Below are 6,592 nucleotides of genomic sequence, written 5' to 3'. Positions count from 1 at the left end.
GTCCGGCGACTGATGGAGACGCCGGAGGGCTACGACCGGGGGCAGTGGGCGAGGCTGGCCGGCGAGCTCGGCCTCACCGGGCTGTGCATCCCGGCCGAGCACGGCGGCAGCGACGCCACCTTCGCCGAGGTCGGCGTGGTCCTCGAGGAGATGGGGCGCACCCTGACGTGCGCGCCGTACCTGTCCACCGTCGTGCTCGCGACCGGCGCGTTGCTGCACATCGACGACGAGGCGGCCCGCAAGGATTATCTGCCTGGCATCGCCGCGGGGGAGACCATCGCGACCGTGGCGGTCGTGGAGGAGTCGGGGCGCTGGGATGCGGCCGATGTCGCCGCGACCGCGACGCGCGGCGCGGCGGGCTGGGAGCTGCACGGGACGAAGATGTTCGTCCTCGACGGACACATCGCCGACCTCGTGCTCGTCGCCGCGCGGACGGGCGACGGCGCGGGATCCGCCGTCAGTCTCTTCGCGGTCGACGGAACCGCGCCGGGTCTGACCCGCGGCGCGATGCCGACACTCGACCTCACCCGCAGCCAGGCGCGCCTCGACCTGGACTCCGTGCCGGGCCGGCTCGTCGGCCCGGAGGGCGGCGCCGGACCGACCCTCGAGCACCTCGGCCACCTGGCCGCCGTCGCCCTGGCCTGCGAACAGGTAGGCGGCGCGGCGCGGGTGCTGGAGACGGCCGTCGCGTTCGCGAGGACGCGGGTGCAGTTCGGGCGTCCGATCGGGCAGTTCCAGGCGATCAAGCACCGCTGCGCGGACATGGCGCTCGAGCTGGATGCCGCTCGGACCGCGCTGGCCCACGGGCTGTGGGCGGCGGCGACCTCGGACCCCGAGCTGCCCGTCGCCGCCTCCATCGCGAAGATCCGCTGTTCGGAGTGCTTCGATTTCGCGGCCGCCGAGAACGTCCAGATCCACGGCGGTATCGGCTTCAGCTGGGAGCACTCCGCGCACCTGTACTTCCGCCGGGCGAAGAGCAATGCGCTGATGTTCGGCGACCCGACCTACCACCGGGAGCAGCTGATCCGCCAGCTGGAGGCGGCCGGGAAGCTCTGACGAGCTCTGGTGGTCGGACGCTCACGATCGCGGGACCCCCGAAGAACCGACCCACCGGCCGGCGGAGGATCACCAGCTTTTCCGCCCGACCGGCGAGAAGGAGCCGAGGAAGAAGAGGAAGAAGGAGAAACATGGGGATCCCGCAGCAGAGCCTGGCCGGCCGGTGAGCGCGCCCACCGCTCCCGAGTCCGACGCGACGGCCGCGGACCCGGTACCCGCCGCGCCGCGGGAACCGGCCGCCACCAAGGCGGCCGATCGGGGCGGATGTCCCGTGGTCACCTACGACATCATGTCCCCACGCCCCGCGCTGACCGGTGTCAGGGAGATGGCCGAGCTGCGGGAGGCCGCCCCCATCTACTGGAACGATTTCGGCACCGGCTTCTGGATGCTCACCCGCTACGACGAATGCCGGGAGGCCTACCAGAACCCGAACGTCTTCGGCAGCCACTCGGTCATACCGCTGGACCCGAACCCGGGCTACCACTGGATACCGACGCATGTCGCGCCGCCCGACCACAGCACGTACCGCCAGATCCTGAATCCGCCGTTCTCGCCGCGAGCGGTGAACGCGTTGGCTCCCCGGATGCGCGAGCTGTGCGACCAGACCATCGACATGTTCATCGATGCCGGCCGCTGCGAGTTCGTCAACGACTTCGCCGCGGTCTACTCCACTCGGGTCTTCCTCTCCCTGTTGGGACTGCCGGCAGCCGACGACGGGCTGTTCGTCGAATGGGTGGACACCGTCTTCGCCGGCTTCACCGATCCCGAGGGGCAGGCCAGGACGCTGGAAGCGGTGACGGCGATGATGGAGCACTTCGTCAACCTCGTCGCGGACCGCCGGGCCGCCCAGCGCGATCCCGGGGAGGATTTCGTCAGCCATCTCATGACGGCCAAGTTCGGGGACCGCCCGCTGCGGGACGACGAGATCCTCGAGATGTGCGTCGTGCTGGTGCTCGCCGGTCTCGACACGGTCAAGAGCCAGCTGAGCTACGCGTTCCATCACCTGGCCACCACGCCGGCGCATCGATACCGGATGGCGATCGACCCGTCGGTGCTGCCGACGGCCGTCGAGGAGTTCCTGCGCGCCTTCCCGATCATTCAGGATGGCCGCAAGCTCACCCGGGACGTGGACTTCCATGGCTGCCCCATGAAGAAGGGCGACATGGTGCAGCTCACCCTGGGCTCGGCAATGCGTGACCCGAGGGTCTTCCCGAATCCCGACAACGTCGACCTGGACCGCGAGGCCAACCGGCATTTCTCCTTCGCCGCCGGGCCGCACCGCTGTCTCGGCGCGCACCTCGCCCGCGCCGAGATGAGTGTCGCGCTGGAGGTCTGGCACAGGCGAATCCCCGATTACCGCCTCGCGGCCGACAGGCCGGTCCTCGAACGCGGTGGCGCGGCCGGTCTGGTCGACCTCCAGCTGGCGTGGGACACCGCTGGATAGCGGGAGATAACGCGGGCCGAGAAGGCGTCGCCGCCGCCGGTCCGATGACCGGCGGCAGCGACGTCGTCACTCCTATGTAGTGCGGCCTGGCGGTCTCGCTGAAAATCCTGCCAGGCCCGCCTCCGCACACCTTGCCCATTTTTATCATGAGGAATAGGCTTGTATTGTACCCGGGTTGACGCACAGCCCGTCCCTGGGGCTTTCCGCTGTTTCCCAGGACCTCCAGGAGGCTGACCTATGGCCGTGACGCCTGTCGTCGACGATATCAAGGTGATCGACACAGACACCCATGTCATCGAACCCGCCGACCTGTGGACCTCGCGAATTTCCACGAAGAAGTGGGGCAGCCTGGTGCCGCATGCCCGCTGGGACGACGAGCTCCAAGAAGAGGCGTGGTACTTCGGTGACGAGCGCCTGTCGGCGACCGCCGGCGGCGCGATGGCCGGATGGCACGAATACCCGCCAAAGCACCCGCGGCGGCTGGCCGACGTCGACCCCGCGCTCTGGAGCGCACCGGAGCGGTTGAAGCGGATGGACGAGTACGGCATCTGGGCGCAGGTGCTCTACCCGAACGTGGCCGGGTTCGGTATGGGGAAGTTTCTCGGGCTTAAGGACTCGGAGCTGATGCTGCGCTGCATCCAGGCCTACAATGACTGGCAGACCGAATGGGCGAGCGCCGACCCGAGCCGCCTGCTGCCGATGACCGCATTACCGTTCTGGGACATCGAGGCGACCTGCCGGGAGGTCGAGCGGACGGCCGCGGCCGGCCACCGAGGCGTCATCATGGCGCAGCAGCCGGACTTCTTCGGGCTGCCGATGCTCGCCGACTCGCACTGGGATCCGCTCTGGGCCACCGCGCAGGACCTCGGCCAGCCGGTCAACTTCCACATCGCCTCGGGTGACCTGTCGCTGATCGAGAAGAACATCCCGAGCAACGGGCTGCACGCGAACTACGCCTCCGTCGGCGTCTCCTTCTTCATGGGCAACGCCAGCACCATCGCGACCATCATCTGCGCCGGCATCTGCCACCGTTTCCCGCGGCTGAACTTCGTGTCCGTCGAGAGCGGCATCGGCTGGATCCCGTACGCCCTCACCGCACTGGACTGGCAGTGGAAGAACTGCGGCGTGCCGCTCGAGCACCCCGAGTACGACCTGCTGCCGAGCGAGTACTTCCAGCGCCAGATTTACGGCTGCTTCTGGTTCGAGAACGAGACCGCCAAGCAGGCGATCGAGCTCCTCGGCGCCGACAACATCCTGTACGAGACGGACTTTCCACATCCGACCAGCATGTCGCCCGGCCCGGCGACCGCGGCGGTGCGGCCCGACCACTTCATCGAGGGCGCGCTGTCCGACCTGCCGCCAGAGGTGTTGCGCAAGATCCTGCACGACAACGCCGCGCGTATCTACCATCTCGACTGAGCGTGTCGACCGACCGGCGGCGGTGCCGCCGGTCGGATCACCGCGCCGACCGGCGCTCGGATGGGCTTGGTTCCCCGGCCCCTCATCCCATGTGGGGCACCACGGCCAGCTGGAGGCCGGCTGGGAGGCTTCGAGCCCGGAGCGTCATCACCCTCGCGATCAAGAGCCTGACAAGCGAAGTGACTGGTCAGGCGCTTTGGAAGCCCCGGCGGTTGGACCGCCGGCGGGGCCGAGCGCGGATGCCCGGCCCCGGTTTCCTGTCGCCCGGCGGATGCGGTCGCCGACGCGGACGCTCGGTTTGGGTGGTGGTTATTTCGCGAGTTGTCCGGCGTCGACGGGCAGGACGATGCCGGTGACGTGGCGTGCTTCGTCGGAGGCCAGCCAGAGCACCGCCTCGGAGATGTCCCGTGCCTCGTTCCAGGGGACTGGCATGATGTTCATGGCTTGGAAGGCGTCGATGGTGTCCTCCTTGGTGGGTGCGGTGAGGTCGGGGCGGAACAGCTGGTAGATCGCGTCGTTGAAGATCATGTCGGTGTCGACGGAGCAGGGCGCGATCGCGTTGACGCGGATCGAGAACGGGCCCAGCTCGTGTGTGAGCGCGCGCATGACCCCGACGGCGCCGTGCTTGGCGGCGATGTAGGCGACCATGTTGGGCAGGCCCTTCAGGCCCATCGTCGAGGTCGTGATGATGATGGATCCGCCGTTACCCTGCTCAATCATCACGGGTGTCGCCGCTTTGGCTGTCTGCCAGACGCCGGTGAGGTCGACGTCGATGACGGCCTGCCAGTTCTCCCTGGTCAGCTCGCAGGCGGTGGCGTAGGTGCCGCCGATGCCCGCGTTGGCGCTCACGATGTCGATGTGGCCGAACCGTTCCTTCCCGGCGGCGACCGCGGCGTCGAGGGATTCCTGGTCGCGGACGTCGACGTGACGGGTGAGGATGTCGCGTCCGGTCGCCGTCACCAGCCGCGCCGTCTCCTCGAGGTCGGCCTCGGTGGCCATGGGGTACGGCGAGAATCGGCTGATGTCCTTGCTGGCCGTGTCGGAGAGGTCGACGGCGATCACAGCCGCGCCTTCCTCGGCCAGGCGGATCGCGTGGGAACGCCCCTGACCTCGGGCGGCTCCCGTGATGAACGCGACCTTGCCCTCGACCCGCCCGCGCCTTTGTTGGTTTGTCACTGTTTCCTCCGGTCCGGAGTCGATGGTGTTGCGCAACCGCGGCGCAGCCGGTAAGCCAGCCGCGCCCCGGGCCGGCTATACGGGCGCCGGGACGCTTTCCGCCGCGGCGAGGATCTCGGCCGGCAGATCGGTGGCGGGATCGACCGAGATGGTCTTGGTCTGCAGGTATTCCGTCAGGGCGGTAATGCCGTGCTCGCGCCCGATCCCGGACTGCTTGTAGCCGCCGAACGGGCTGTTGAGATCGCAGACGTAGGTGTTCACCGAGAACGTCCCGCTACGGATCCGCCGGGCGATCTCGAAACCGTGCAGGGCATCCGCGGTGAAGACGGTGCCCGCCAGGCCGAACCGGCTGTCGTTGGCGATCCGGATCGCATCCTCCTCATCTTCGTAGCGGATGAGGGCGGTAACCGGGCCGAAGATCTCTTCCTGGGCGACGCTCATGTCGTTGCGGACGTCCGTGAGCAGCGTCGGCTCGACGTACCAGCCCCGCGGTAGGTGGGCGGGACGGCCGCCGCCGACGCGTACGGTGGCGCCCTCGGCCAGGCCCCTGGCGATGTGGCCCTCGACCCGGTCGCGATGCGCCGCCGTGATCAGCGGGCCGATCGCCGTGTCGGGTTCCATCGGGTCCCCCACCTTCAGGCTTGAGATTGCTGCCGCCAGCCGATTGGCGATCTCGTCGTAGCGGGCGGCGGGAGCGAGGATCCGGCTCATCGCGACACAGGCCTGGCCCGTGTTCATGGCGACACTGCTGCCGATCAGTGCGGGGACCGCCAGCCCGAGGTCGGCGTCCGAACAGATGATCGCGGCGGACTTGCCGCCCAACTCGAGGACGGCCCGTTTGACCTGCGAGCCGCAGATCTCGCCGATGCGCCTTCCGACGGTGGTCGAACCGGTGAAACTCACCATGTCCACACCGGGATGGCGGACCAGGTACTCGGAGGACTCCGGTCCCGCCGCGACGATGTTCAGCACGCCAGGCGGGAATCCCACCTCGTCCACCAGCTCGGCGAGCACGAAGGACGACAGTGGGTCCTGCTCCGGCGCCTTGAGCACGACGGTGCAGCCCGCGACGAGCGCCGGCGCCGCCTTCTGGGCGGCGCAGGCGAGGGCGAAGTTGAACGCGGCGAAGGTGGCGACCACACCGACCGGCTCCTGGACTACGAGGCTCTTCCCGGCGAACGGGATCGCGCTCGCCCCACCCTCGCCTCCGGCGAGCGGGGACAGGTCGCTGACCCGCATCTCCTCGAAGCGGTAGCTGCTCGCCAGCCGCGCGTAGTAGTTCAGGCTCACCGAGGGGGCCACCGCCTGGTAGAGCTGCGCCTGTAGCAGCGGGGTGCCCATCTCCTCGGTGATCAGCTCGGCGAGCTCCGGCGCGCGCTTTGCGATCGCCGCGGCCAACCGCGCGCACAACTCGCCGCGCTCGGCAGCCGGCCGGCGGGACCAGTCGGTCTCATCGAAGGCCCGCCGCGCGGCCGCCACCGCCGCGTCCATGTCGGC

At 69.0% G+C, this 6,592-nt stretch carries 5 protein-coding genes; 3 read left to right on the top strand and 2 right to left on the bottom strand.

Features of this window, described 5'->3' with window-relative positions; all coding sequences use genetic code 11:
• From QOZ89_RS46575 to QOZ89_RS46565, 3 genes are all read left to right on the top strand, one after another.
• Nucleotides 1–1,056: acyl-CoA dehydrogenase family protein (locus tag QOZ89_RS46575; protein ID WP_312630353.1), on the top strand; the 1,056-nt coding region annotated here is incomplete at its 5' end.
• Nucleotides 1,057–1,219: 163 nt separating this feature from the next.
• The gene (locus QOZ89_RS46570) at nucleotides 1,220–2,500 is read left to right on the top strand and encodes a cytochrome P450 (protein ID WP_083418968.1); all 1,281 of its coding nucleotides are present in this window, start codon (nucleotides 1,220–1,222) and stop codon (nucleotides 2,498–2,500) included.
• A gap of 237 nt (nucleotides 2,501–2,737) precedes the next feature.
• Entirely contained in the window at nucleotides 2,738–3,919 is a 1,182-nt protein-coding gene (locus QOZ89_RS46565) for an amidohydrolase family protein (protein ID WP_071050080.1), read from the top strand.
• Between the two features lie 309 nt (nucleotides 3,920–4,228).
• On the opposite strand, the gene QOZ89_RS46560 is transcribed toward QOZ89_RS46565, so the two are convergent.
• Nucleotides 4,229–5,095 carry a mycofactocin-coupled SDR family oxidoreductase gene (locus QOZ89_RS46560; RefSeq protein ID WP_312630182.1) on the bottom strand — a complete coding sequence of 289 codons (867 nt, stop codon included), beginning with the start codon at nucleotides 5,093–5,095 and terminating at the stop codon, nucleotides 4,229–4,231.
• A 75-nt stretch (nucleotides 5,096–5,170) separates the two neighbouring features.
• A partial coding sequence (locus QOZ89_RS46555; protein WP_312630322.1) for an aldehyde dehydrogenase family protein occupies nucleotides 5,171–6,592 on the bottom strand: 1,422 nt, incomplete at its 5' end.

Source organism: Pseudofrankia coriaricola, from assembly GCF_032027725.1.
In the GTDB taxonomy this organism is placed as follows: Bacteria; Actinomycetota; Actinomycetes; order Frankiales; family Frankiaceae; genus Pseudofrankia.
The sequence above is the reverse complement of the archived record's forward strand: the minus strand, read 5'-3'. Positions and strand labels throughout refer to the sequence as shown.